A 26,992-nucleotide genomic window follows, 5' to 3' on the forward strand; every position below is an offset into this window, starting at 1 on the left:
CAATTATGACCAAGATTATCCAGACACCCTGTCGTTGGCTTGCTTTGGTCGGCTACGCCTCCATGGCGTTGCTGAACGCATGTACCGATAAATTCGAAACCTACAACACCAATCCGCATGAAGCCACGGAGGAAATGATGTCGCACGACAACCTTAAAACCGGTGCCTTTTTCTCACAATTGCAACGAAATGTAGTCCTTTTTAAGGATGGCAGCAACATGGATGCCGACTATCAGGTATCGCAAGGACTCACCAGCGACATCTATTCGGGGTACGTTGCGCCTACTGGCACTTGGTATGGGGGGGTGCATAACGGCTCCTACGCGTTTATTACCAATTGGATCGAAACCACGTTCCGGTCGGGATTTTCGAGCATCATGCCTGCCTGGCAGGCCATTGCCGAAATAGCCGAGGAGCAAGGGCTTCCGGAAGTTGCCGCACTAGCCACCATTGTAAAAGTGGAGGGCATGCATCGTGTTGCCGACGCTTATGGCCCCATCCCTTACCTGAACTACGGAAGCGGTTCGCTGCAGAATGATTATGATGGGCTGGATGAGGTGTACTATCGGTTTTTTGATGAACTGAACGAATCGATCGAAGTGCTTACTCAGTTTGTACAGGCTAACCCAAACGCAACCCTGTTGGAACAATACGACCTCATTTACGGAGGTAATGTAACCAACTGGGTCAAATTTGCCAACACTCTGCGGCTTCGCTTAGCGATGCGCATCGTCTACGCCAACCCTACCAAGGCCCAACAAGAGGCCGAACAAGCCATCGCCAATCCCATCGGGCTCATCACGCAACCGCAGGAGCGTACATCATTGAAACACACATCGAACCTGGTGTATTACCACCCCCTGTTTGAAATCGCTTATAACTTCAACGCGGGCGAAGTACGTATGGGAGCTACCATGGATGCCTACCTGAATGGCTATGAAGACCCACGGCGCGGGGCTTATTTCACTCCAACGGTGGATGGGGGTTATCACGGTGTACGGCTGGGTATCGTCACTTCGGTCTGGACACCCTATGTGAGCAACCGCATATCCAATCTGAACGTAGACAACAGCACCACAGAAATTGTGTGGATGACAGCAGCAGAATCTTATTTTCTCCGTGCTGAAGGAGCCTTGCGGAATTGGAACATGGGGGGGACCGCACAAGAATTTTACCGTGCGGGCATTGCTGTATCTTTTGATGAAAACCGGGTTGGCAGCGCCGATGCATACATTAACAACCTAACGAACAGGCCCATTGAGTTTAGAGACAATGCCGAAGGATCTGCCTTCCATGCCAATGCTCCCAATGGGCCCACCATTGCGTGGAACGAAGGAGATCCCTTTGAGGTGAACCTCGAACGCATTATCACACAGAAATGGATCGCAGGCTATCCTGACGGCCCTGAGGGATGGGCAGAGTTCCGTCGCACAGGCTATCCAAGACTAATACCGCCGGTAGAAAACCGGAGTAACGGAACTATCAGCAATAACGTTCAGGTGCGCCGTATACCCTACCCTCAATCTGAGTATAACAACAACCGGGCAGGGGTACAAGTAGGTATTTCCAAATTGGGTGGAGCCGACAATGGCGGCACAAAACTATGGTGGGACAAAAAATAATACATGATCTTAATGCTATTGACATGAAGAACTTAACATTAAACCTTTGGTTATGCGCCAGCGCTGCAACGGTGCTGGTCAGCTGCGACACGCTGGTGGAGCCGCTGGAAATCCAGAAGCTTAAAACATACGATGAACAATACTATGCCGACTTGCGCGCATATAAGCAATCCGATCATCAATTGGCGTTCGGTTGGTTTGCGGCCTATGCACCCATCGAGGGCGTAGGAGGCTATAAAGATCCAGCGTCCTGGGGCGAACGTATACTCGGCGTGCCGGACAGCCTCGATATCCTTTCGCTATGGGGCGGCATACCGAGCAATGATCCCAACAGCCACCTTTACGCCCCGGTAGCCTACAAAGACCTGCAATTTGTACGGGAAAAAAAGGGAACCCGTTTTGTGGTACCCACCATCGTGCGGATGAATAAAGTGATTACACTATTGGATGGTACCGAATATGATTTGCGTGAAAACCAGAACGACGAAGGCATCCGCGTATATGCCCAACACTTAGTGGACGAGGTACTCCACTATAATTTAGATGGCGTAGACTTGGACTACGAGCCCGAAGGAGACTGGCTACAAGGAGCGCACTTCACCAAAATGGTCGAATATATCGGCCAATACTTCGGTCCCAAGGGCAAGCATCCAGACAAGCTCCTTATCGTAGACTTTTATTCCCAGTACCCACCAAGAGAGACGGAACCTTATGTCAATTACTTTATCCGCCAAGCCTATACCCAAGGGTTTACGGAGCATTCGGCCGCGCGACTGCAAAGTTACTATGATAATATCAGTTGGGCACCCCCAAGTAAGTTTATCGTTACCGAAAACTTAGGGAGTTGGTATGAGAATGGCGGTTCGCCGTTTGTGGAAGCCGACGGCAACACACTGACAACGGACGGCAGCCGAATGTATTCATTAGAAGGTATGGCCCGTTGGAACCCGACGCAAGGGAAAAAGGCCGGGTTCGGCGCATTTTATTTTGACCGCGATTATTATTCCAGCTCGGGTATACCCTACTACAACATGAGACGGTGCATCCAGATCGCCAACCCAGCTATTCGATAGCACAACAAGAATAACTAACGATGAACCACAAGCTCTTTTAAAACAAATCTCGTTTGCAGATTTCAATGCCTTACATGATAAATCTATAAGATGATGAAAACAGCGAAAAGTAATAAATTCGGTTTGCTACTCGCCGGGGTAACAATACTCGGGATAACGGCCTGTACAGAAGGCGACAAATTCGACTATAACAAAGAAGTGATACTCATTACAGGCACGGAGGTAAACCCACTTGTGCGCTTCGTGGTGGAGGAAACTCCGGCCACCTATACCGTGACGGCGTCTGCTACTGGAAAAGTAACAGAAGATATCACGGTCGGTTTTGCACAAGACAACGCGAAAGTGGATGCCTATAACAACGAACACGGCACCCGCTACTATCCTGTACCGGAAAACACCGTAGCCATTGACGGCACTGAAGGCATCATCCGAGCAGGCAGTGCCTCTTCTACGGGCATCAATGTCCGCATAACTTCTACGGATGATCTCATTGATGGACGCACCTACATCATCCCTGTAAGCATTATCCATGTAAGCGGAGGAAATCTGGATGTGTTGCCAAGTTCACGGACGATTTTTCTACGCCTTGCGCGCGTATCCAGCTTTTATTCGCTTGACATGAACAACACGGATCTCTACAGCAACTACATTTTTCCGGACGACAAGGCGGTGAATCTGACACGGTATACGTATGAAGTAAAATGCTATATCAATGACTGGCACACCACGCCTGAACAAATCAGCCGTTTGTGCTCGTTTACATCGAAAGAGGAACAGCGCTCCAACATGCTCCGATTCGGCGAAAATGGACAAGCTATCAATTCCCTGCAATGGGTGAACCCTGCAGGAAGCATTGTCTCAAAAACTCGGTTCAATACTGGACAATGGTATACGATTTCGCTTACCTATGATGGCCGTAAACTAAGCATGTATGTAGACGGCGAACTGGACAGCGAGTTGATGGGGTCCGGAGAATGTACATTCCAACGTTTTGAGTTGGGCATGTCATGGGCAAACTATCCGCGGATGCAATACTTTAACGGACGCATTGCCGAGACACGGGTTTGGAAGCGGAACCTCACACCAGGTGAAATTAAATTAGGGCTTTGCGGAGTGGACCCCACTGCTGATGATTTGGTTGCGTATTGGAAATTCAATGAAACCGAAGGGCATATTTTCCACGACGCGACTGGCAACGGTTATGATATGGATTGGTCCCAGACCGTACGGGATAATACCGGAAACGGCACATTGAACCCGTTTGATAAGCGCCATGCGGTTAGTTGGCTCATGGACGACAAAAACAAATGCACACAATAATTCAACCATCATGAAACGACTACATCTTTTTTTAATATGGGCATGTGGCTTGGTGATCTCATGCTCAGACACGGAACATTTTGATGTTGTGGGTGACCCGATGAACCGAGCGTACATCAACACCGGGGTATGGAGCCCCATCAACGCACCGAGGAATCAATATCAATTTGAGGTGGTTCATACACCAGCGGGCTCGTTGGGACAAGTATCGGCTAAGTTTGTCGTTCACGCGACCAAGCCCGTCTCTGGAGCGGTAACCGCCGGATTGGTGTTGGACAATGCAGTAGCAGAGGCTTACAATACCCAATATAACACCGAATACCACGCTTTTCCTGAAGGCGTGCTTTCGCTGGAAAATACATCGCCGGCATTTGGGAAAGATCGCTTCCACACTGACTCGGTTGTCATTGCCATTTCGCCTGAAAAGCTCGTCTTGCTCACCGAACCGGGATATGTGGCTGCAGTGCGTCTGAACAGTGTTTCGGACCCTAAAATGGCCATCAATGAAGAACACCGGACGGTCTATGTTGTGGTACGTACTTCAACGAGCAACATCAAACCACTTGTAGGCCCGGATAAACTGACTGGTACACTGATAACCGATTACTCGGGATGGACAGCTTCATCTACCCACGCGACAACGGGTGGGCAACCTCAGAATATTTTCAGTAGCTCCACCAGTTCGTTCTGGGGCCTATCAGGCAATCCAGCAACGATTACGATAGATATGGGCAGCCAACAGTTGGTGGAGGGATTACGGCTGTTTGCCCGCTATTCCAATTTTTCATACCGGTTTAATCGGGTAGCGGTAGAAACAAGTGTAGACGGCATCCAATTCGAAGGACAAGGAGCAGCAACTGCTAGTGAAATGGCTTTGGCGAGCAACTACCAATATATTGGTTTCTATGCGCCAGTTAACGCCCGTCACCTCCGGCTGACCCTGGAGTGGAATAGCACCTACACGCAGTTGGCCGTTTTGAATGTTTACAAAGCAGAATAGGAAACCCTGTAAATTACAGTATAGCGCCGAAACAATTCATCCCATGCTACACAACCCCTTTCAGTTCCTTCCGAACCGATCCATCATCCCGTTACTGTTGATGGTGTCCTTTGTCGGTTACCTTATGGCCTTTATGAGCCATGCTTATGCCCAAGGAACGGCCCTCCCAGCCTATCGTGACTCCCAACAAACTATACCAACGCGTGTAAAAGATCTGTTGAAGCGGATGACACCGGCTGAAAAAGTTGGCCAACTGCTGTGCCCTATGGGGTGGGAGATGTATGACAAGCAAGGGACAACCGTTACGGTATCTGACACGTTCAAGACGCTGATCGACCACCGGCACATCGGGATGTTCTGGGCTGTATACCGCGCCGATCCATGGACGAAAAAGACACTCGAAACCGGGTTGAACCCACGGATGGCCGCCGAAGCGGGCAATGCCATGCAACGTTATGTAATGACCCATAGCCGACTGGGCATACCACTATTTATTGCAGAAGAGATGCCTCATGGTCATATGGCCATCGGCACCACGGTATTCCCTACGGGCATTGGCCTAGCCGCAACATGGAATCCGGCTTTGGTAGAAAAAGTGGCAGCGGCTGCAGCCAAAGAGGTACGATTGCAGGGCGGCCATATTGGTTATGGCCCCGTATTGGATCTGGCCCGAGACCCCCGCTGGTCACGCGTAGAAGAAGGTTTTGGTGAAGACCCCGTGTTAAGTGCTGCGATGGGTGCGGCCTTTGTGCGCGGCACCGGAGCCGGGAAGCTTGATAAGGCAGGCGCAGTGATAACCACATTGAAACATTTTGCGGCCTATGGCGTACCAGAAGGGGCCCACAACGGGCGACCCGCGTTAATTGGCGAACGCTCCCTCCGAGAGGCTTTCTTGCCCCCTTTTAAAGCTGCAATAGACGCTGGTGCGTTGTCAGTAATGACCAGCTATAACTCCATTGATGGCATACCTTGTACTGCCAACTCATTGTTGTTGAAAGACATCCTGCGCGATGAATGGGGGTTCAAGGGATTTGTGGTTTCCGATCTGTTTAGCATTGACGGCCTCGCAGATTCGCACCGTATTACTAAAGACCTGAAAGAAAGTGCAGTTAAAGCCCTAAATGCCGGCGTAGACGTAGACCTGGGAAGTAACGCTTACCAAACCCTGCTCCGTTCGCTGGAAGCGGGCGGAGCATTGGCCGCAGCTATCGATACGGCCGTAAGCCGCGTGTTGCGCCTGAAATTTGCGATGGGGTTGTTTGAAAACCCCTACGTCGATCCTGAACAAGCGGCCCACACTGTACGCAATGATACACATGTGGCGCTCGCCCGTGAAGCTGCACGCCAATCAGTGGTCTTACTGGAAAACAAAAACAATATCCTCCCCCTCAGCAAGCAGCTGAATCGCATATCGGTAATCGGCCCAAACGCCCATACACCATACAATCAGTTGGGAGACTACACCGCACCGCAAGACGAGAGCCATATCATAACCGTATTGGAAGGAATCAGGGATAAAGTTCCGGAAGCCAGGGTCAGCTATGTTAAGGGCTGTGCCATCCGAGACACCTCCGACCTGACTATCAATGAAGCCGTAGCATCCGCTCGTCAAGCTGACGTAGCTATCGTAGTGCTGGGCGGGTCCAGCGCCCGCGATTTTAAAACCGAATATCTGGAAACTGGCGCCGCATCTACCAAGCATACAGCCGTAAATGATATTGAAAATGGTGAAGGCTTTGATCGCGCTACACTGGAACCTTTAGGCAAGCAGCTGGAATTGCTCCAAGCGGTAGTGAAGACGGGTACCCCTACCGTGGTATTATACATCCAAGGGCGTCCGTTGAACATGAATTGGGCTGCAGCAAATGCCGGTGCATTACTCACAGCGTGGTATCCTGGCGAACAAGGCGGCAGTGCTATCGCAGATGTATTGTTCGGCGACTACAATCCTTCCGGCCGGTTACCCATCTCGATACCCCGCCATGTGGGACAGCTTCCCGTATATTACAACCAGCAGCACCCGGCTGCTCACGATTATGTAGACGAAAAAGCAGCACCGCTATATCCTTTTGGATATGGTCAAAGTTATAGTACTTTTGTTTATGACAGCTTAGTCATCGGCCGGTTAAGCGAAAAATCGGTTCGGATAACCTGCCAGGTGAGCAACGAAAGCGAGATAGCTGGTGACGAGGTGATCCAATTATACCTGCACGACCATCAGGCTGCTGTGGTTCAACCGATAAAACAGCTTAAGCAGTTTCAGCGTATCCACCTTCGCCCGGGGGAAAGCAAATCTGTTACATTCGTCTTGACGGAACAGGATTTAACGATTATCGACAGAGACATGAACGAAGTGACGGAACCAGGCGAATTTACAGTGATGGTTGGCGTTTCGTCCGCGGACATCCGGCTCCATGAGGTGGTTTATTACCCGTTTCTGCCTTAGCCACCTTTCAACGGTTTAAACACACCTTCTGTTAGCCTTCATTACGCCACGATACATATACGCAGACTTTGCCAACTTGCCCTCGATTTGCAAACATGAACCCGTATCTTTGGCGGCATGAACATCTTACTGGTAGAAGATGACAGCCGCATCAGCGATTTCGTTATAAAAGGGCTGGAAGAGGCGGGGCATGCCGTGGCGCTGGCCCCAACAGCCGAATCTGCCAGGGAGCAGCTACAGGAACATGTCTGGGATCTTATTCTGATGGACATCATGCTGCCCGGCATAGACGGTGTGCAGCTGACCAAATTGATCCGCCGCCGCCACAACCAGACCCCCATCTTGGTACTGAGCGCGTTGGACGGCCCGGATGACAAAGTGTATGCCTTGGATAGCGGCGCCGATGACTACCTGGTGAAACCGTTCCATTTCAAAGAGCTGCTCTCGCGCATCAACGCGCTGGTGCGCCGCGCCAACCTGGCGCACCGTGGCGAAAGCCAGCAATATACCAGCGGCCCGTTGCAGGTGAATGCTGCCGAACATACGGTAAGCGTGCACGGCGAACAGGTAGACCTCTCGCCTAAAGAGTACAAACTGCTGTGCTACCTGCTGGAACACCACGGACGCGTGGTGTCTCGCACGCAACTGTTAAACGCTGTTTGGGGTATTAACTTTGACAACAGCACGAATGTGGTAGACGTATATATCTCTTATTTGCGGGCCAAAATCGAAAAGCAAGGAACAAAATTTATCCACACGGTAAAAGGGGCGGGCTACCTGTGGAAGGCACCCCAATAAACCGTTAACGCATGTCTATCCGCAACCGACTGATGCTGATTGCCTCCCTCACATTCGGGGTGGTGTTTACCGTGGCGGCTTTGGTGGTCTACTACAGCTTCCACGTGACGTCGGAACGCATCATTTTCAGCGAACTCCAGAAGACGGCATTGCTCTCAGCCATGTTTTACCTGGAAGAAGACGAACTGTCGCCCCGGGAGCATGGCCGCATACGCGCCGACTTTGAAAGCGAAATGCAGCAGACCGACGTAAAGGTATACGACGAAGAGAACCGCCTCCGCTACGGCAACGGGCAACTGCGGGAACAGGCAACACCTGCCATACTGCAACGCATCCGTGAAGAAGGCCGTGTGCGGTTCAAAACTGCTGGCTATTATTGTACAGGGATTTACTATCCGGATAACCAAGGCGACTTCGTGGTGGTGGTGACCACCAGCAATACGTTCTTTACGTCGCAAAGCAACCGGTTGCTGTTGATGATGGTGGCCGCGCTGGCCATCGGTTTGGTTATCATTTTTCTGCTTAGCTACTGGCTTTCGCGCATTGCCTACCGCCCCATAGCGTCAGTCATCCACCAGGTAACCCAGCTACAGGCCGATAACCTGGATACGGCCTTGGTACTGCCGAAGGCGAAAGACGAATTATACGACCTCGTCAACACCTTCAATGGGCTGTTATCCCGGCTTTCGGAAACCTTTACCATCCAAAAAAACTTTGTCAACTACGTTTCCCATGAGTTTAAGACGCCCCTGGCGGCCATTACCGGTAACCTTGAAGTGTTCGGCCAGAAAGACCGGACGGCCGGCGAATACCGCGAGGTAAGCCAGACGGTGCTACGCCGGGTTGCCGAGCTGGAGCGCATCCTCAACAACCTGATGATGCTGGCGGGGCTTCGATCGTCTCCGGACGACCGCGGCACCTTCCGGTTGGATGAACTGCTGTGGGAAGTGTTGGAGGCCATTATTGACCGGTGGCCGGATGCCAAGGCGCTGATGGAGGTATCTGTTTCCGTTGTGCAGCCTGAACAGCTACTGGTAAGGGGAAACGGCAACCAATTGAAAATGGCGCTGTATAACCTGGTGGATAACGCGGTGAAATATGCCGATGGCAATCCGGTTGCTGTCAATCTGGCCCATGAAAATGATTCGCTCCGGCTTACCATACAGGATAACGGTTACGGCATATCTGCCGATGAACTGCAACGCGTGCATCAACCGTTTTACCGGGGCAGTAATGTGGGCAGCACCAAAGGCAGCGGCATTGGCCTCTCGTTGGCTGTACTCATCTGCAAACAGAATGACGTGGCGTTCGCACTGGCGTCTGAACCCGGTAAAGGGACCACAGCTACACTTCACTTTAGGCAACTTTAACCCGGCTCTAAGGTACCTCTAATGTTGCGGCGCTACCTTTGCCGCATCGGAATGGAAATAATCTACACAACATCGGTCATGCTGGGTGTCTTTGGCATCGGCGGACAAGAACTACTCCTGATCATCGTGGCCTGCCTGCTGTTGTTCGGCGGCAAGAAAATCCCCGAACTGATGCGCGGGCTGGGCCGCGGTGTGCGTGAATTCAAACGCGGGCAGGAGGAAGCTCCAACAGCGGAGTCGGATAACGGGAATGAGGAAAAGCTGAAACAGAACGTATGAGAGGTTGGTGTCTTTATTGGATGATTGGGTTGCTGAGCTGTGTGACCGCCGCGGGGGCACAGCCGACGGTGGATACGGTGCACGTGACCCATGAAGAGGCAGAAACTATTTTCCTGCAGCGCAACCTGCGGCTGCTGGCTGCCAAATTGGAAATTGATGAGGCGAAAGCACAGGTGATACAGGCCAAGCTATGGCCTAACCCCACACTGGCTATCGATGAGGTAAATCTGTGGTCAAATCATGGCGCTGAAGCGCTTGGCCGTCTATCCGGTTCGTGGGGAAACCACGCCCAGATAGCGGTAGACATTGAGCAGGTGATCCAAACCGCCGGTAAGCGGCGCAAGCTGATGGCTGCGGAGGAAGCCGGCGTGCGGGTTGCTGAACAGCAGTTTGAAGACATGCTGCGGAGCCTCAAGGTTGAGCTCCGATCGCAATTGGCTGAGCTGGACTATGCGCAGCAGCGTGAACAGACCTACCGCCAAGTGTTGGCGCAGCTGCGTAAGCTGCTGCAAGCATATCAGCGGCAAGTGGCCTTGGGGAACGTAAGCCAAAGCGAATATATGCGCCTCAAGGCATCGGAAGCGGCACTGAACAAGGAGATTGCGGACATCCGGCGGGAGAACCGCGAGGCGCAGCAAGCACTGAAAGTGCTGCTGGGCATTGCGCCAGCAAGTGAATTGGTACTCAGCGGCAGCCAACCCTACGGCAATAACGTGGAGATAGCAAAAACGCTTCAGGCAGTAGCTATCCTGGAATGGGCGGATGCCTATAACGCTGAACTGCAAGCACTGCGTTGGGAGGTTACCCAGGCGGAACACCAGCTGCGCTATGAGCAGGCGCAACGGACGCCGGATGTGGCTGTAAACATCGGATATGACAGAGGCGGCAATATCATGCGCGACTTCATCGGTGTGGGGGTGTCTATGGATCTTCCGCTATTTAACCGTAATCAGGGAAACATACGGGCGGCACAGGCCGCCGTGGAAAAACACCGGCTGCTAGCCCAAGAGAAAAAGATAGCGGTAGGCAGCGCAGCCATCCAAGCGTGGAAAAGCCTACTCATGGTTATTGACCAGCGGGAGCAGTTCGGTCCGGACGACGAGGCGGAAATGGATAAACTCCTTGAAGGTTTTCACCATAGCTTCGCCGAACGGCGCGTGAGTTTACTGGAATACCTGGATTTTCTGGAGGCTTACCTGGACACCAAAGACTACATCCTTGAAACAAACAGGGATAGCTATATCCACTATGAAAATCTGCGCTACTATGTAGGCGATCAACTTCCTTAACGCTCTAATTTGATGAATAGAACAAAACAATACTGCTGGACTTTAGTTCTGCTGGCCCTTTCTTGCGGCCAGCGCGAGCAACTGATAGAGGAGAAGCGCGATGGCTTTTGCCTGAATGACAACCTGCGCCGGGAACTGGTGATTGACACCGCGTATGAACGCGAGGTAACCCGGCACATTGCATTGACGGGCGAGGTCTCTTACAACCCCGACAAGGTGGTTCAGTTTGTTAGCTGGGTGGAAGGCATAGCCGTGCAGACGCATTTCTCGCTCGGTGAGTACGTGAAGAAAGGCCAGGTACTGGCTACCATGAAAAGCCCTGAGCTGAACCTGCTGGCTGCTGATGCGAAACGCATTGAGGCCGAGCTGAAGGCAGCCCGACGGGATTTGGAGCGGACGACCGGTCTACACAGCGACCACATCGCTTCGGAGATAGAGCTGGTGCAGGCGCAGTCGGCCATCGAAATGCTGGAGGCCGAGCTGGCCGGCATCCGTTCAAACCTGGCACTTTTCCACCCCAATCCGGCCCAGGGGGTTTTTGAGCTGCGATCGCCGGCAAGCGGCTATATTGTGGCCAAAAACATCAACCCCGGCATGCCCATCAACGACGGTGACAACCTCTTTACGGTATCGGGACTGGCGGACGTATGGGTAATGGCGAATGTGCATGCCACGGATATGCAGTTTGTTGAGGAAGGGCTGACCGTGGAAATCCGGACCCTCGGCTACCCGGGGGAAGTGTTCCAAGGACGCATCTCTGCCCTATCACAGGTTTTTGACAGCGAAGAACGGGTGCTTAAGGCCCGGATTGTGATTCCGAACGAGGGCAGGAAGTTAAAACCGGGTATGCCGGCCGACATCACCGTGGAGCGCCGCAGCGGAACAACGGCCGTGGCTATTCCGGCAGATGCCGTAATCTTTGACGACAACCAGTATTTCGCCGTGGTTTATGGAGGCGACTGCGACCTGCAACTGCGGCGGCTCTCTTTGGCCGCACGTGACAACCAATGGTATTTCCTGAATGAAGGAATCAACCCGGGCGAGCGTGTGGTGTCTCGCAACCATTTATTGATCTATGAACGGATAAAAGGATGAGGCCTGCCCCACCGTTATCCGCTTGAAAAGGGGTTAAAGCGCAAGTTCGATGAAGCCATCAAAATCAATTAGTCTCGCATGAACAAATTTGTCCAAGGGGTCGTTTCTTTTTCGCTCAAAAATACGTTTGTCATCTTCTTCCTGACCTTCCTGCTGTTGGGTGTAGGCGTGTATACCCTGCTGCGTACGCCCATAGAAGCCTATCCGGATGTAACCAATACCCGCGCACGCATCATCACGCAATGGCCGGGACGCAGTGCAGAGGAAGTGGAAAAGTTTATCACCCTGCCCATATCAAAGGAAGTAAATACGATACCGAGGAAAGCTGAGGTTCGCTCCATCTCGCTGTTCGGGCTGTCAGTGGTGACCATCATCTTCGAAGACAGCGTAGACGATTTCTATGCCCAGCAATACGCTTCGAACCGCCTGCAAGGCGTGGAGCTGCCCGACGGTGCGGAAGCCGAGATTGAACCGCCCTCAGGCGCGACGGGCGAAATTTTCCGCTATGTGGTGAAGAGTGACTTACCTATCCGGGAAGTATCTGCGATACACGACTGGGTCATTGAACGGGAACTGGTTGCTGTGCCGGGAGTGGCCGACGTGGTGAGTTTTGGGGGAGAGGAGAAAATTTACGAGATTAAAATAAACCCAACAGACCTGGTGAACTATGATCTCTCGCCACTCGATGTATATGAAGCCGTAAGCAGCAGCAACATTAACGTAGGCGGCGATGTCATCCAGCGGGGCGATCAGGCGTATGTGGTGCGCGGCATTGGTTTGCTCGATAAGCTGGAAGATATTGAAAACATCCTGATTACGGTAAAAGGCAGCACGCCCATTCTGGTTAAACATGTTGCAGAAGTGCAGGTTTCAAGCAAACCGAGATTAGGACAGGTGGGATTACAGGACGACGACGACGTTGTACAGGGAATCGTTATCATGTTACGTGGCGAAAATCCAGGTGAGGTGATTGAACGCCTTAAAGACAAGATTGCTGAGCTGAACGACCGCATTCTACCGGTTAATGTGAACATCGAGCCCTTTATCGACCGTACGGAACTGGTAAACACGACGGTGAACACGGTGGCGAAGAACCTGGTGGAAGGCATACTGCTGGTGTCGCTCATCGTGTTTATTTTCCTGTATAACTGGCGGACCACGGTAATCGTTGCTTCAGTGATTCCGTTGGCTTTTCTGTTTGCCATTGTGATGCTGCGTATCCAGGGGCTGCCGGCCAATCTGATCTCCATGGGTTCGCTTGACTTCGGACTGTTATTGGAGGGCACGCTGGTTATCGTGGAGCAGGTGTTCGTATCGCTGGAGAAAAAAGCCCACCAAGTGGGAATGGAACGGTTTAACAGGATGAGTAAGCTGGGGTTGATCAAGCGCAGCGCGGGCAGCGTGGCAACCTATATTTTCTTTGCCCTGATCATCCTCATCGTAGCCTTGATGCCGATTTTCTCGTTTCAGAAGGTAGAAGGCAAAATGTTTGCTCCATTAGCCTTTACGCTGGGTTATGCACTGCTGGGATCGTTGATTCTGAGCCTCACTTATGTGCCGGCCATGTGCAAGGTTTTGCTAAACAAAAATATCGTGGAACGTGAAAGCATCGTTTCGCGCTTTTTCCGCGACAACCTATACCGACTGTTTACGTTCAGTTTTGCGCATAAACGGGCAACGTTTACCATGTTCGTAGCCCTGTTCGCAGCGTGCGCCATTGGCTTCCATTACCACGGGAGTGAGTTTCTGCCAAAGCTGAACGAAGGCGCTATCTATGTGCGCGCCACGCTGCCAAACAGCGTTAACCTGGACGAATCGGTGCGGCTGGCGAAAGACATGCGACAAAAGCTGCGTGAGTTTGAGGAGGTAAAATTTGTAATGAATCAAGTGGGCCGCCCCAATGACGGCACCGATCCGACGGGCTTCTTCAACATCGAATTCCACATCCAACTGCATCCTGAAAAGACGTGGAAACGGAACATCAAAAAGGATGAACTTTTAAGCGAAATGCGGGAACAGCTGGAACAGTACCCCGGTATCAACTTCGGTTTCAGCCAACCCATTCAAGACAACGTTGAGGAATATGTGGCTGGCGTGAAAAGTTCGCTGGTGGTTAAAATTTTCGGCGATGACTTATATGAACTGGAAAGCTATGCGGCGCAGGTAGCGGATGTGCTGCAGGGCGTGCGGGGCGTTGAAGACCTTAATGTTTTCAAAAACATCGGCCTACCGGAACTGCGCATCCAGCTGCACGATCACAAAATGGCGCGCTACGCTGTCAATACGGCCGATGTGCAGGCCGTGGTAGCAATGGCCATTGGCGGGCAGGCGGCCACACAGTTTTACGAAGATGAACGGATCTTCGATGTTAGGCTACGCTTTCAGCAGGAATACCGCGATAACGAAGAGAAAATCGGAAACATCTTAATCCCGACGATGGATGGCAAGAACGTACCATTGAAGGAAATCTCGACCATAGGCTACCATACTGGCCCAGCTTTCATCTACCGGGAAGGGAACAGCCGTTATATCGGCGTGGGCTTCAGCGTTGAAGGCCGCGATTTGGGCAGTACCATTGCTGAGGCCCAAGCCGCCATAGCCGCCAACACCTCGTTTCCGAAAAACATTAAGCTGGAATGGGCCGGTGAATTTGAGAGCAAGGACAGGGCGTCGCGCCAGTTGATGCTGATTGTGCCTGTATCGCTCCTGTTAATTTTGTTTTTGTTGTATATGAATTTCGGCAACGTAAAAGATACCCTCATTTCTTCTGTGACGATGGTATTTGCGTTTATCGGGGGGTTCTTGTCCCTTTGGGTGACCGGAACCAACTTCAGCATCTCCGCAGGTATCGGGTTCATCATCCTGTTTGGAGTGGCCACCATTGACGGTATTGTGTTAATTGGCGTGATGCGTCAAAACCTGCTACGGAAAATTCCTTTAACCGAGGCTATCCGCAAAGGGGTTTACAGCCGGATTAGGCCCGTAGTGATGATTGCGTTAATGGGTTCTATGGGGTTGTTCCCTGCCGCAATGTCCAGCGGTATGGGCTCTGAAGTGCAGAAGCCGTTGGCTATCATGATTGTGGGGGGCCTGCTGGTATGCATGGTGCTGTCATTTACCGTACTTCCGCTGCTGTTCTACTGGATGTACCGGCGTGACAAGGAGGCTTAGACAAACCGCTCAAAAGCGAGCGTTCCGTCACATGGCAGCGTCACAAAGGGCTAACGAATAAGCATGGGATACACCCGGGAACTTCTGGAAGCCAATAGTCACCGCAAGTTATTTACGAAATTTTCGTAAATAAATTTGGTCCGTTGCCCTAATTACTATATTTTCGTAGAACTATTAAAAATTCGGATTCTATGAAAAGGAAACACTTAATCATTTTAATACTCGCTATTTCGCTTACATCAGCCCTGTATGCGCAGCAAAGTGACCCCGCTCTGGCCCGCGTGCTTTATGAATTCACACACATCAACGACACCCTGCAACCCGACAAGCCGCATAAAGAGGAAATGGTGCTTTACATAGGGCAGCATGCTTCGCTCTACGGTTCCAATACGGGCGAACAGATCAACCAGCAAATCCAAAAGCAACTGGAAGACCCTTCGTTCGACGGCAACCTCACCATCACCGGAAGCGGCCGCACCACACAGGAGTCATACTACGCGAAGCCGGGAACACAGGCATTCAAGCAGCTATCCCGTGTGGCAGGGGAAACGTATTTGGTGGACGAAGATTATCCGGCCATTGACTGGCACGTAGCCGATGAGACCAAGGAGATTGGCGGCTATACGGCACAGAAAGCCACCGGCCGATTTAAAGGCCGCGAGTACACGGCATGGTTTACCACGGAAGTGCCTTTTCAGGCCGGTCCCTGGAAACTGCAGGGACTTCCGGGCCTAATACTCGAAGCCACGGACAGCCGGCAAGAGGTAGTTTTCCGCTACGCGGGTTTCGAGACCCTTGAGGAAAGCGAAGCCGCGGTATTGCTTCCCGACAATGCCATCCCGACCACGCAAAAAGCGCTGGACAAGCTGGTGGAAGCGTATAGAAAAAACCCTCAGGCAGCGCATAGCGCCCGATCGCAAGGCACAGCAACGGCCGGGGGAGGCGGCGGACCTCTCACGGTGCGCGTGGGCGCAAGCGGCGGAAACCCGATGACTTCTATCGACCCTTCGCGCATCAAAAGCGTCAATGTGAAAAAGGACAATACACAGATATCTCCCGTGGAGAATAATCCCCTTGAACTGGAAGATAACCGTTGATATTTCTTAAACCCGCCGGACTTCTTTTTACCTTATTCCTGCTCTGCCCGGGTGCGGGCGTGCTGGCTCAACAGCAAACCATTCAAGGTTCGCTGAAAACCGCCGACGGTAAACCGGTACCCCATGCCAGTGTGACCGTGCGCAATCCGCAGGACCGCATTGTGGCCTTTAAAACCAGTGATGCGAGCGGCAATTTCAGCATTGTCCTGCCTGCCGAAGCGCCCTTAGACAGCCTCCGCCTGCTGGTTAATCACCTCGGCTACGCGGGCGTAAACCTGCCGATTTTGCGCGAACGCAGCCGCTATGACATCACCCTTGAGGAAAAACCCATCGACCTCTCAGAGGTGAACGTAAAAAGCCGCCCCCGCATCGATACGCGTGGCGACACACTCCGCTATGACGTGGGCTCCTTTGCCAAGGCAGAAGACCGCAGCATCGGGGATGTACTGAAGCGTATGCCGGGCATGGAGGTGAGTGAAAGCGGACAGATCAAATACAACGGGCAGAACATCTCGAACTTGTACATCGACGGCGACGACCTGCTCGACGACAAATATGCCATCGGCACGAAAACCATCCCCCACGCCATGGTGCAGAAGCTGGAGGTGCTGCAGAACCACCAGCCGCTGAAAGTGCTCAAAAACAAAGCCCTCAGCGACCGCGTGGCGCTCAACCTCGTCATCAAGGATGAAGCTCGTCTCAAACTCACCGGGCAGGTCAAAGCAGGCGCCGGCCTGCCCCACCAATATGACAGCGAGCTGAATTCCATCCTCTTCAACAAGAAATATAAGATGCTCAACGTGGCCAAGGGCAACAACGTGGGCGAAGACCTTGCGTCCGATTTCACGGCATTCGGCCTGTCCGATATGCTGACAGGCGCCGGCAACTCCCGTCCGCAGGCGCTGCTCTCATCGGGCACCGCGGGTAGCCCGCCACTGCCCAAGCAGCGTTATTACTTCAATAACTCCGGGTCGCTCAACCTCAACAATCTCGTGAACCTGAAAAATGGGCTTCAGCTGAAGGCAAACATCAACGGCCTTCTGGATGGCAACGACATGGCTTACAACAGCTGGAGCGAACTCTACCTCGGCAATGATACCATTCGCTACAGCGAATGGCAGGACATTGGCCGCGATCCCTTTCTCACCGGTGTTAGCCTCACCGCCATGGCCAATGAAGAAGAGCATTATTTCAGCAACGTATTCAAGCTGAACTATTCAGGCGATAGGGGTTCGTCTGCCTTACTGAGCAACGACATGGACATGCGCCAGGGCCTGCACAACCGTTTGTGCGACTTTTCCAACACGCTGGAATACACGCCGGCGCTGAAAAACGGCAACGTGATCAACCTGTATTGGTATGTCAACCACTTCAATCAGCCCCAGACGCTTATCATTACACCCGGCATCAACGAAGAAGTGCTGAACGCGGGTATGCCGTTGGCCGGCATCCGCCAGTTCGGTGAAACCCCCACCTGGTTCAGCCGGGCATCGGCCGCCTACCGGCTCACCAAGGGGTTGATCCGCCAGCGCTACCGGACCGGCGTGATCAACGAATGGCAACGGCTGCATTCGGCCCTGCGCCTCACCCAAACGGACGGCCGGGAGACACCGTATGCCCGCAGTGACGACAATAACCTGCACTGGCAGCGGCATCAGTTCTTTGTAGACGGCACATATGAATACAAGCAGGGACCGTGGGAAGCCACCGCAACGCTTCCGCTCGCCGTGCTGCGCATCGCCTATCACGACGATGCGTTTGCCCTGGACGAATCGAAAAGCCGTCTGCTGTTCAATCCGTCGATGCGTTTGAAACGCATGACGACCCGGGAAGACTATCTTTCGCTTGACTATCGTTACACCAACCAGATGGGCAATATCAACGGGGTATTCCGTGGTGCGGTATTGACCAATTACCGCAGCATTGAGGCGAATGACGCCGGCTTGCAGGAGCGCGACAGCCATAATATAGGGCTTCGGTACCATTTTCAACGTGCCATCAGCATGCTTTTCATGAACGCGGGCGTCACCTATACCCGGTCGACTGCCAATACCATCGCCGCAAGCGTCGTCACGGACAACATCGCCCGTACGGTGCTCCTACCAATCAATAACGACGTGAGCAGTGTCAACCTCAACGCAGGTGTGAGCAGGTTTATCTTTGCCCTCGGGGCGACAGCCAGCCTGAGTGCCTCCTGGAGCACCAGCCGCTTCAACCAGTTGCTCAACGGTGAAACGCTCCCTTTCAATAACCGCTCGCTGACGGTAAATCCGGCCTTTGAAGTCCGCCTCTTCGATAAGATCAGCTTTAACTACAACGGCACGGGCACATGGACAACCAGCCGGCTGGTACTGGAAGAAGCTTCCGCTCATGTGCCTGACCGGCAGATCAGGCGGTTCGACCAAAGCATCGGGCTTTCCTATTCCCCGCTTAAGCGCACGTTTCTCCGCGTCAACGGCCGCCACCAATATACCAGTCAGGCGCAGCTCAATGACATCTCCTATTTCTTCGCCGACGCGAATATCCGCTATACCCTTGCCAAATGGCGTACCGACATTGAGCTGAACCTGACCAACCTGGCTGACATTACTTCTTATGAAACCTATTCACTATCGGCCAATAGGCTGGGATACAGCCACTATCAGCTACGCGGCAGGATGGCGGTATTGAAATGCGTGTTCAATCTATAACAGAATGGCTGTCGGACTATGTCGGTAACCTATTGCCGGATGGGCCCTGCTACAGCGAACACCCTATCGGCGCACCGTTGCCGGACTCTTAGGCCAGGTCTTCACTCATCGTTATCCAACAAGCCACCGTCGATCTGTTTACTGGCTCTCGCTCCCAGCTTTTTCAGCTTTTCAACCTTCCTGATGACATTGCCGGGGCCAGTGCCGAGTTTCTTGGTAGCTTCTTCATGTGCCCGCACAGCACCATCCAATTGCCTGCCGACCTTCTCCATGTCTTGCAGGAAGCCAACAAATTTGTCATAAAGCGCCCCTGCTTCTTTTGCAATTTCCATCACGTTGCGCGTCTGCCTTTCTTGTTTCCACATGCTGGCGATGGTACGTAGCGTGGCCAGTAAGGTGGAGGGGCTGACGATGACCACCCGGCGGTCCCAAGCATCGCTGAACAGGTCGGCCTTGTAGGTGATGGACATGCTGAAGGCCGATTCAATGGGCATGAACAGCAACACAAAGTCAGGTGAGTTGATTTGGTAAAGGTCGTGGTAATTTTTGGCCGAAAGGCTCTTTACATGATTCTCTACCGACTGGATATGCAGCTTGGCAAAACGCTCACGGTCTTCGTCGGTATCGGCGTTGACCCACTGCTCATAGGCTATCAGCGACACCTTGGAATCGACTACCAGATGCTTCTCATCGGGCAGGTGGATAACAGCATCGGGCTGCAGGCGCCGGCCCTCTTCATCAACCATGGATGCCTGCAACCGGTACTCTTGGTCTTTGACCAAGCCGGAGCGTTCCAGCACACGCTCCAGGATAACCTCGCCCCAATTGCCCTGCTTCTTGCTATCGCCCCGCAATGCACGGGTAAGGCTGTTGGCTTCGTCTTTAATGCGTAAGCTTTGTTCCATCAGTTGCTCGACGACCCCTTTCAGGGTGTTACGCTCCGCAGCTTCGGTTTGATATGTTTTTTCTACCTTTTCTTCAAACGTCTTGATCTTGTCTTTGAGCGGACTGAGGATTTGGTCGAGCGAGCGGGTGTTGGTTTCGGTAAATTTCTGCGTTTTCTCATCGAGGATCTTGTTGGCGATTACCTGAAACTCCGTATTGAACTGCTGCTTAATGGTTTCGATTTCCGCTTTTTGCTCTTGCAGCTTCTCTTGTTGTGACTTATAGTAGGCGCGCGCACTTTCCAACGACCGTTCGGCCGCTGCCCATTGTTCACGCGCTTGTTGTAACTCGCCGAGCAGGCGCTGCTGCTCTTCACGCAGCAGGGCGGTGATGCGCTCCTTTTCGGCTTGAAGATTCTCTACCTGCTGTTCGGCGCGAGCCAGCTGAATGGACAGCACTTCGCGTTCCTTACGCAGTGTCTCCAACTCGGCGCCATGCTCCGCCGCTTGTTTGGGTCTGCTAATAAACAGGACAACCGCTATAATCAGGATAACGAGGGCAAAGCCGATCAAATATATTTCCATGGTTATGCAAAGGTAACCAAATCGGCTTACAATCCCTTCACAAACTCCCCGATGGCCAACGCTGGGTTGTCCGTTTTCATGAAATTTTCGCCGATGAGGAACGCATTGAATCCCGCCTCGCGCAGTTGGCGGATGGTAACGGGATCACTGATGCCGCTCTCAGACACTTTGATGAACCGATTGGGAATACAATCGACCAGTTCCAGGGAATGCCTCAACGACACGGAAAAATCATGGAGATTACGGTTATTGACCCCCACGGCATCTACGGTATCAACCATGCTTCGCTCCAGCTCTTCACGATTATGCACTTCAAGCAATACGCTTAAGCCGAGGGCATGGGCATGCTCAGAAAGCTGCCGGATTTGGGCAGGACTGAGGATGGCTGCTATCAGCAGGATAATATCCGCCCCGTAAGCCTTCGCTTCCGTGATTTGGTAGGCATCAATGGTAAAATCTTTACGCAACAAAGGGATGTTCAAGGCGGCACGTGCAGCCACCAAATCATCCAGTCCGCCCTTGAAGAAGTGGCTGTCTGTGAGCACGGAGACCGCCGAAACACCCGCTTGCTGGTAGGCGGTTACGACCTGTGCTACTGTGGAATGATCGTTAATGACACCCTTGGAAGGAGAAGCCCGTTTGAACTCAGCGATGATACCATTTTTAGTGCTATCAGCAACCGAATGGCGCAAAGAAAGGCAATCCCTGCCGAACAACGGCATTTGTTCCAATACCGGCGCAGGCACCGCAGCCTTGGACTCGGCGACTTCCTGTATTTTTTTTGCAACGATGGTATCCAGAATGGTCATGGCGTGGTGGGTGATTGGTGGTTGGCGATTGGGGTTGGGTGGTCGGTGACCGGGGATGGGTGATCGGTGATCGGGGGCCGGTGTTCGGGGATGGGGGTTGGGTGCTGGGGAGTGGATAGCCAATTGGCAATCATCTCCTTTCCGTATTGGGTAAGCACAGATTCGGGATGAAACTGCAGCCCCTTCACGTCCAGCTCTTTATGCGAAAGCGCCATAATGACCCCATGCTCGTCTACAGCCGTAACCTGCAGCGTATCCGGCAGGTTTTCCCGTGAGACAGCCCAGGAATGATAGCGGCCCACGGAAAATGAAGATGGAAGCCCATGGAAAAGTAATTCATCCGTATCCGTAATAACCAACGGGGTAGCCGTTCCATGCACAGGTTTACGGAGGTTATATAGCGAGCCCCCGTACACTTCGGCGATAGCCTGCTGACCTAAGCAGATGCCAAGAATACTCTTGGACGGCCCGTATTCCCGGATAACATCCAACAGCAGGCCTGCCTCTTCCGGAATACCCGGGCCGGGAGACAACAGAATCTTGTCAAAAGCGGCAACGTCTTCCAGCACGAACTTATCGTTGCGCCAGACGGTTGCGTTATGCCCACATTCATATAACAGGTGGACTAAGTTGAAAGTAAAGGAATCGTAATTGTCTATTACCAAGATATTAGGTAATCGTTGTTGCAAACTGCTCATCTTCGTATGTCTATATATCCTGCGCCAACTCAAGGGCTTTGCGCAATGCCGCAATTTTATTGTTTACTTCCTGAAGTTCTTTTTCGGGGTCTGAATCAGCGACGATACCTGCCCCTGCCTGATAGTGCAGCGTATTGTACCGGCTGAGGAACGACCGTATCATGATGGCATGGTTGAAGTCGCCATTAAACCCCATATATCCGATGGCCCCACTGTAGAAGCTGCGTTGCTGGTTTTCGTAGCGGTCTATCAGTTGCATGGCCATGTGCTTGGGCGCGCCGCTGAGTGTACCTGCGGGAAAGGTATCGCCCACCACGTCAAAGGAGTTGACCCCTTCTTTGAGCGTGCCGCACACTTTGGAAACCAAATGGATGATATGCGAGTAATATTGGGTTTCTTTGTATGACTTGACATGCACGCCTTCGCAGTGACGGCTGAGATCGTTGCGGGCTAAGTCGACCAACATCACATGTTCAGCACTTTCCTTAGGATCTTCCTTCAGGGCAGCGGCTAACTGCTCATCTTGCTCAGCATTGCCGGTTCGCTTGAACGTTCCTGCGATCGGGTAAATGGTTGCTTCCCGGTTGCGGATGGTCAACTGCGCCTCCGGAGATGACCCGAACAGCTTAAAATCGCCATAGTCAAAATAAAACAAGTAAGGAGACGGATTGATGGAACGCAAGCTCCGGTATACGTTGAACTCATCTCCCAGGAAAGGCCGGGAAAAACCGCGTGACGGCACAATCTGAAAGACATCACCCCGATAGATGTGGGCTTTCATTTGCTCTACGAGCGCTTTGAAGCCCTCATCGGTCATATTGGAGGTTTCATCTCCGTTAAGCGAAAAACTGTATTCGGGAAAGTTCTTGTTTTGGATAAGGTGTTGGATTTTTTCCAATCCGGCGGGCCGTTCTTCTCCTTCAAGTTGATGCTCGAAAATATACAACTGGTTGCGGAAGTGATCAATCGCTATGACATATCGGTACACATGGTATTGAAGGCAAGGAATATCACGGGCCGGATCTTTTGGACTCCGGAGGGTAATATCTTCAAAGTGGGCTACGGTATCAAACGTAAAAAAACCGAACAATCCATTGGAAATAAATGTAAACTCCGTGCCGTCCATTTGCGTAAACGCACTCCTGAACCGGGACACTTCTTCACGGAGGTCGATTTCAGAAGCAGATTTCCGCTCGGTCTTACCATCGGGGTACCGGATATCCAAGAAGTCATCATCCAGCTTGATGCCTGCAATCGGCTCACAGCAGATATAGCTCATGTTGTTTTCACGGCTGTGATAATCGGAGCTTTCCAGCAGCAAACTATTTGGGAATACATCCCGGAGCCGCAGGTAAATACTCACCGGCGTAGTGGTATCTGCCAATAGGTGCTTGTAGGTAGTTTTAAATCGATATGTCATTTTTTCTTAACTAAACATCATAAAAAAGCCCGACGATCTTGTGGGAAAGTCGGGCCAAATATTCCAAGCTTTGGTTGATTAGGAATACGTTATTGCTCCTACAGACCCGACGTTACATTTGCCGAGCCACCACCACGAATCGATGCGGAACTTCATTATCAACATACACCGCAAATTTATAAAAAAATCTGATTAAACAAATTTTTTTCCGCAGCACTCCACTTTACTCATCCAGCAAGTCTGGGCGGCGATCTTTGGTACGGGCAATGGCCTGTTCATCGCGCCATTGATTAATGGCCGCTTCATTGCCGCTGAGCAGCACATCTGGCACTTTATGCCCCCGCCAATCGGCCGGCCGGGTATATACCGGCGCATCCAGCAAACCACCCTGAAAAGAATCGGAAAGCGCAGATGTTTCATCGGAAAGCACGCCGGGGACAAGCCTGACCACTGCATCTACCAGCACCGCCGCTGGCAATTCGCCTCCGGAAAGCACGTAATCGCCTATGGACAGTTCTCGGGTAACGTAGATATCACGGATACGCTGGTCGATGCCCTTATAATGTCCGCACAGAATGATCATGTTGCCCTTGGTAGACAGGTGGTTGGCGATTGACTGATTGAGCGTCTCGCCATCGGGTGTCATGAAAATAATCTCGTCATAGTGACGTTCGGCCTGCAGCTTTTCGATACACGCGGCGAAAGGAGCAACCTGCATCACCATCCCGCTCCCACCTCCATAGGGATAATCATCCACACTTTTGTGTTTGTTATCTGCATAATCGCGAAGGTTGTGCACCACGATCTCGCACAGCCCCTTTTTCTGGGCGCGTTGCAGGATGGAATGCGCAAAGGGGCTTTCCAACAACCCCGGAAGCACGGTAATGATATCAAATCGCATGGGACAAAGATAGGCTTTTTTGTGACCGGTGACGGGAATAGCGGACTGCGGATGCCCTTAAAAAAAACCCGGCTGCTGAGCACAGCAGCCGGGGTTAGTACACTAATCGCATAAACGTTATACCGCTTCGGCTACGCCGCGGAGCGTCTTAGCGGCATCTACCATGGCTTCCAGCGCCGCCTTGGTTTCCGGCCATGCGCGGGTTTTCAAGCCGCAATCGGGATTTACCCATAACTGCCCGGCGGGAATAACCGCTTTCGCTTTTTCCAGTAGTTTGACCATCTCTTCTTTGTTGGGTACGCGTGGGGAGTGGATGTCATATACCCCCGGACCAATATCGTTCGGATAGTTGAAATCCGCAAACGCATCAAGCAGTTCCATCTGTGAACGAGAGGTCTCAATGGTAATCACATCGGCATCCATGGCGGCGATGTGTTCAATGATATCGTTAAACTCGGAATAGCACATATGCGTATGGATTTGCGTATCGTCTTCTACATTGGATGAAGACACACGGAACGCACGCACTGCCCAATCAAGGTATGCTTTATGATCTGCCTTACGCAGCGGAAGCCCTTCTCGGATGGCAGGTTCATCAATCTGGATAATTTTGATGCCCGCTTTTTCCAACGCCTGCACCTCATCCAAGATAGCGAGTGCAATTTGGTAGGTTGTTTCAGAACGTGGCTGGTCGTTGCGCACAAACGACCATTGCAAGATAGTAACGGGCCCGGTGAGCATGCCCTTGACAGGACGATTGGTCAGCGACTGTGCGTAGGCGGACCAACGTACGGTCATGTCTGCGGGACGGCTCACATCACCGTAGATAATGGGGGGCTTCACGCAACGCGAGCCGTAAGATTGAACCCATCCGTTTTTGGTGAAGGCATATCCCGAGAGTTGCTCGCCGAAATATTCCACCATGTCATTGCGTTCAAACTCGCCGTGTACCAGCACATCAATATCCAATTCTTCCTGCAGGCGAATGGTGCGTTCGGTTTCTTCCGCGATGAACTGATCATACTCATCCTGGGTGATAACCCCCTTCTTCAAGTCGGCACGCCACTTACGGACATCGCGTGTTTGCGGGAACGAACCGATGGTGGTGGTAGCAAAGGCGGGCAGGTTAAACCGTGCTTGTTGCTTTGCCTTGCGGGCGGGGAAGGGGCTTGTGCGCGTAGCGTCATCATCTGTGATGCCCTTAACGCGTGCTTTTACCTCATCGCGGTGTATCAGCCTGGAGGTGCGGCGGCTTTGCTGAGCCGCTTTATTGGCCTCAAAACGCGCTTGTGTAGCGGCGTCTGCCTCACCGGCGGCCAGCCTTGCCAAATCGGTCACCTCGGCGAGTTTCTGTTTGGCGAAAGCCAACCAGTTTTTCACTTCAGCGGGAAGCGATTGTTCGTTGTCTTCCAAGTCTAGATCAAACGGAACATGAAGCAGGGAACACGAGGGTGCAACCCACACGCGCTCTGACCCGAGTGCATCCACAGCCAACTTGATTTGCTGGAGTGCAGTTTCGTAATCGTTCTTCCAGATGTTACGGCCATCTACGACGCCCAATGAGAGCGTTAGGCCCGCCGGCACGGCCGGCAGGATTTCGGCAAGTTGCTTTTCACCGCGGACCAAATCAATGTGCAGCGCCTGCACCGGCAGGGCCAGTGCTGTTTCTGCATTTTCACGAAGCGATTCAAAATAGGTAGTGACCGACAATTTAAGACCTTCGGCTGCGGCCGCAAGGCGGCTGTATACACGCTGGTAGAGTTGGCGGGTGCGGTCATCGATATCCAGCGCAAGGAACGGTTCGTCAAGCTGCACCCATTCCGCGCCAGCCGCGGCGAGTTTACCGAGAATTTCTTCATATACCGGCAGCAAACGGTCAATCAGATCAAGGCGATGGAAGCCAGACGCTTTCTCTTTACCCAACAGCAGGTAAGTTATCGGGCCGATCAGCACGGGCTTGGTAATGATGCCTAACTGCTTGGCCTCGTTAAATTCGTTGATTACCTTTTCTGAGGTAAGGCTGAATTGCTGATCTTTTACAAATTCAGGAACGATATAGTGGTAATTGGTATCGAACCACTTGGTCATTTCCATGGCCGTTACGTCAAGGCCTTCTTGCTGGAAGCCGCGGGCCATGGCGAAATATAGATCCAGGTTGTAGGATGACGGCCCTTCCAAAGTGAATCCATGATAACGTGTGGGAATTGCGCCCACGGTAAGCGTAAGGTCAAGCACCTGATCGTAGAACGAAAAGTCATTGGAAGGAATCAGGTTGATGCCTGCTTCCCGCTGGGTCTTCCAATTATTCTCTCGGATAATGCGTGCCGCTTCCAGCAGCTCCCTTTGCCCAATCTTTTTCGCCCAATAGGCTTCATTAGCCTTTTTAAGTTCGCGTAAGGCTCCGATACGCGGATAACCCAAATTATTGGTTTTTAACATGAGGAT

General features: G+C 52.2%; 18 protein-coding genes and 1 pseudogene. 13 read left to right on the top strand and 6 right to left on the bottom strand.

The genetic code is table 11. From position 1 onward, the window contains the following. The first annotated feature begins 5 nt into the window (after nt 1-5). From BM030_RS11595 to BM030_RS11655, 13 genes are all read left to right on the top strand, one after another. Nucleotides 6-1,622, top strand: a complete 1,617-nt coding sequence (locus tag BM030_RS11595; RefSeq protein ID WP_090973838.1) for a RagB/SusD family nutrient uptake outer membrane protein — start codon at nt 6-8, stop codon at nt 1,620-1,622. A 23-nt stretch (nt 1,623-1,645) separates the two neighbouring features. Beyond that, a complete protein-coding gene (locus tag BM030_RS11600; RefSeq protein WP_090973839.1) occupies nt 1,646-2,695 on the top strand; it encodes a glycoside hydrolase family 18 in 1,050 nt (349 codons plus the stop codon). Nucleotides 2,696-2,785: 90 nt separating this feature from the next. Further along, nucleotides 2,786-4,015 carry a BT_3987 domain-containing protein gene (locus BM030_RS11605; RefSeq protein WP_211657588.1) on the top strand — a complete coding sequence of 410 codons (1,230 nt, stop codon included), beginning with the start codon at nt 2,786-2,788 and terminating at the stop codon, nt 4,013-4,015. A 10-nt stretch (nt 4,016-4,025) separates the two neighbouring features. Then, entirely contained in the window at nt 4,026-5,015 is a 990-nt protein-coding gene (locus BM030_RS11610; protein ID WP_170845715.1) for a discoidin domain-containing protein, read from the top strand. A gap of 43 nt (nt 5,016-5,058) precedes the next feature. After that, nucleotides 5,059-7,461 carry a glycoside hydrolase family 3 N-terminal domain-containing protein gene (locus tag BM030_RS11615; protein ID WP_211657589.1) on the top strand — a complete coding sequence of 801 codons (2,403 nt, stop codon included), beginning with the start codon at nt 5,059-5,061 and terminating at the stop codon, nt 7,459-7,461. A gap of 117 nt (nt 7,462-7,578) precedes the next feature. Further along, entirely contained in the window at nt 7,579-8,259 is a 681-nt protein-coding gene (locus BM030_RS11620) for a response regulator transcription factor (RefSeq protein ID WP_090973771.1), read from the top strand. A gap of 11 nt (nt 8,260-8,270) precedes the next feature. Then, the gene (locus BM030_RS11625; protein WP_090973772.1) at nt 8,271-9,629 is read left to right on the top strand and encodes a sensor histidine kinase; all 1,359 of its coding nucleotides are present in this window, start codon (nt 8,271-8,273) and stop codon (nt 9,627-9,629) included. A 51-nt stretch (nt 9,630-9,680) separates the two neighbouring features. Beyond that, entirely contained in the window at nt 9,681-9,908 is a 228-nt protein-coding gene (locus BM030_RS11630; RefSeq protein ID WP_244518891.1) for a Sec-independent protein translocase subunit TatA/TatB, read from the top strand. Continuing rightward, on the top strand, nt 9,905-11,197 hold the full coding sequence (locus BM030_RS11635; protein WP_090973773.1) for a TolC family protein: 1,293 nt from the start codon (nt 9,905-9,907) through the stop codon (nt 11,195-11,197). The genes BM030_RS11630 and BM030_RS11635 overlap by 4 nt, the downstream gene beginning before the upstream one ends. Nucleotides 11,198-11,209: 12 nt before the next feature. Next, entirely contained in the window at nt 11,210-12,292 is a 1,083-nt protein-coding gene (locus BM030_RS11640; RefSeq protein WP_090973774.1) for an efflux RND transporter periplasmic adaptor subunit, read from the top strand. A 78-nt stretch (nt 12,293-12,370) separates the two neighbouring features. After that, on the top strand, nt 12,371-15,463 hold the full coding sequence (locus BM030_RS11645) for an efflux RND transporter permease subunit (RefSeq protein ID WP_090973775.1): 3,093 nt from the start codon (nt 12,371-12,373) through the stop codon (nt 15,461-15,463). A 191-nt stretch (nt 15,464-15,654) separates the two neighbouring features. Then, nucleotides 15,655-16,560, top strand: coding sequence for a GLPGLI family protein (locus BM030_RS11650; RefSeq protein WP_090973776.1), 906 nt, complete (start codon nt 15,655-15,657; stop codon nt 16,558-16,560). After that, complete coding sequence (locus BM030_RS11655) at nt 16,557-19,250, top strand: carboxypeptidase-like regulatory domain-containing protein (RefSeq protein WP_090973777.1); 2,694 nt, start codon at nt 16,557-16,559, stop codon at nt 19,248-19,250. The genes BM030_RS11650 and BM030_RS11655 overlap by 4 nt, the downstream gene beginning before the upstream one ends. 101 nt (nt 19,251-19,351) lie before the next feature. Here BM030_RS11655 and rmuC read toward each other — a convergent pair whose 3' ends face one another. From rmuC to metE, 6 genes and pseudogenes are all read right to left on the bottom strand, one after another. Beyond that, nucleotides 19,352-20,719: a DNA recombination protein RmuC gene (gene rmuC / locus BM030_RS11660; protein ID WP_090973778.1), complete on the bottom strand. Its 1,368-nt coding sequence runs from the start codon at nt 20,717-20,719 to the stop codon at nt 19,352-19,354. Nucleotides 20,720-20,745: 26 nt separating this feature from the next. Then, complete coding sequence (trpC, locus tag BM030_RS11665; RefSeq protein ID WP_090973779.1) at nt 20,746-21,528, bottom strand: indole-3-glycerol phosphate synthase TrpC; 783 nt, start codon at nt 21,526-21,528, stop codon at nt 20,746-20,748. A 113-nt stretch (nt 21,529-21,641) separates the two neighbouring features. Continuing rightward, nucleotides 21,642-22,226, bottom strand: a pseudogene (locus BM030_RS11670) (anthranilate synthase component II); the annotation flags it as partial. Nucleotides 22,227-22,236: 10 nt separating this feature from the next. Then, a complete protein-coding gene (locus BM030_RS11675; protein ID WP_090973781.1) occupies nt 22,237-23,646 on the bottom strand; it encodes an anthranilate synthase component I family protein in 1,410 nt (469 codons plus the stop codon). 223 nt (nt 23,647-23,869) lie between these two features. Beyond that, nucleotides 23,870-24,547, bottom strand: a complete 678-nt coding sequence (gene trmD, locus BM030_RS11680; protein ID WP_090973782.1) for a tRNA (guanosine(37)-N1)-methyltransferase TrmD — start codon at nt 24,545-24,547, stop codon at nt 23,870-23,872. A 117-nt stretch (nt 24,548-24,664) separates the two neighbouring features. Further along, entirely contained in the window at nt 24,665-26,986 is a 2,322-nt protein-coding gene (metE, locus tag BM030_RS11685; RefSeq protein WP_090973783.1) for a 5-methyltetrahydropteroyltriglutamate--homocysteine S-methyltransferase, read from the bottom strand. Nucleotides 26,987-26,992: the final 6 nt, after the last annotated feature.

It is taken from the genome of Parapedobacter composti, from assembly GCF_900112315.1.
GTDB lineage: Bacteria > Bacteroidota > Bacteroidia > Sphingobacteriales > Sphingobacteriaceae > Parapedobacter > Parapedobacter composti.

What these genes read in the sequence shown, in the direction of transcription:
- BM030_RS11595 (WP_090973838.1), top strand. Translation starts at nt 6, where the DNA reads ATGACCAAGATTATCCAGACACCCTGTCGTTGGCTTGCTTTGGTCGGC.
- BM030_RS11600 (WP_090973839.1), top strand. Translation starts at nt 1,646, where the DNA reads ATGAAGAACTTAACATTAAACCTTTGGTTATGCGCCAGCGCTGCAACG.
- BM030_RS11605 (WP_211657588.1), top strand. Translation starts at nt 2,786, where the DNA reads ATGATGAAAACAGCGAAAAGTAATAAATTCGGTTTGCTACTCGCCGGG.
- BM030_RS11610 (WP_170845715.1), top strand. Translation starts at nt 4,026, where the DNA reads ATGAAACGACTACATCTTTTTTTAATATGGGCATGTGGCTTGGTGATC.
- BM030_RS11615 (WP_211657589.1), top strand. Translation starts at nt 5,059, where the DNA reads ATGCTACACAACCCCTTTCAGTTCCTTCCGAACCGATCCATCATCCCG.
- BM030_RS11620 (WP_090973771.1), top strand. Translation starts at nt 7,579, where the DNA reads ATGAACATCTTACTGGTAGAAGATGACAGCCGCATCAGCGATTTCGTT.
- BM030_RS11625 (WP_090973772.1), top strand. Translation starts at nt 8,271, where the DNA reads ATGTCTATCCGCAACCGACTGATGCTGATTGCCTCCCTCACATTCGGG.
- BM030_RS11630 (WP_244518891.1), top strand. Translation starts at nt 9,681, where the DNA reads ATGGAAATAATCTACACAACATCGGTCATGCTGGGTGTCTTTGGCATC.
- BM030_RS11635 (WP_090973773.1), top strand. Translation starts at nt 9,905, where the DNA reads ATGAGAGGTTGGTGTCTTTATTGGATGATTGGGTTGCTGAGCTGTGTG.
- BM030_RS11640 (WP_090973774.1), top strand. Translation starts at nt 11,210, where the DNA reads ATGAATAGAACAAAACAATACTGCTGGACTTTAGTTCTGCTGGCCCTT.
- BM030_RS11645 (WP_090973775.1), top strand. Translation starts at nt 12,371, where the DNA reads ATGAACAAATTTGTCCAAGGGGTCGTTTCTTTTTCGCTCAAAAATACG.
- BM030_RS11650 (WP_090973776.1), top strand. Translation starts at nt 15,655, where the DNA reads ATGAAAAGGAAACACTTAATCATTTTAATACTCGCTATTTCGCTTACA.
- rmuC (WP_090973778.1), bottom strand. Translation starts at nt 20,719, where the DNA reads ATGGAAATATATTTGATCGGCTTTGCCCTCGTTATCCTGATTATAGCG.
- trpC (WP_090973779.1), bottom strand. Translation starts at nt 21,528, where the DNA reads ATGACCATTCTGGATACCATCGTTGCAAAAAAAATACAGGAAGTCGCC.
- BM030_RS11675 (WP_090973781.1), bottom strand. Translation starts at nt 23,646, where the DNA reads ATGACATATCGATTTAAAACTACCTACAAGCACCTATTGGCAGATACC.
- trmD (WP_090973782.1), bottom strand. Translation starts at nt 24,547, where the DNA reads ATGCGATTTGATATCATTACCGTGCTTCCGGGGTTGTTGGAAAGCCCC.
- metE (WP_090973783.1), bottom strand. Translation starts at nt 26,986, where the DNA reads ATGTTAAAAACCAATAATTTGGGTTATCCGCGTATCGGAGCCTTACGC.